Below are 346 nucleotides of genomic sequence, written 5' to 3' on the forward strand. Positions count from 1 at the left end.
GAAGGAGTTGATTTGCAGTCGCGTGGGTGTGCCGGGAGACTGGGGTGAGGTGGTGGGGGGGGGACAGGGGTTGGGGGAGGATGGGGGTGGTGGTGGAGTTGGGGTTGGTGGGGGTGAGGATGGTGGAGGGGGGACGGTGAGGGAGGTGGTGGATGAGGTTGGGGTGAATGATGTGGGGGAGGAGGGGGGGGATGGTGATGAAAAGTGGTGAGGAGATGTGTTTCAGAAGTGTTGTGAGAGTGATGAGGTGTTGTGGGTGTGAGAAGAGTAAGGGGAGTTGGGGGTGTCCAGAGATTGGGAGGGGGGGGGGTGGGAGGCGAAGGGGAATCGGGGGAGGAGGTGCGGG

At 62.7% G+C, this 346-nt stretch carries 1 protein-coding gene; it reads left to right on the forward strand.

What is annotated here, in order from left to right; genetic code table 11:
- On the forward strand, positions 1-211 hold a 211-nt coding region (locus FS507_RS18135), incomplete at its 5' end, for a hypothetical protein (protein WP_222121454.1).
- Between the last annotated feature and the right edge of the window lie 135 nt (positions 212-346).

Source organism: Corynebacterium glyciniphilum AJ 3170 (genome assembly GCF_007673095.1).
Lineage (GTDB): Bacteria > Actinomycetota > Actinomycetes > Mycobacteriales > Mycobacteriaceae > Corynebacterium.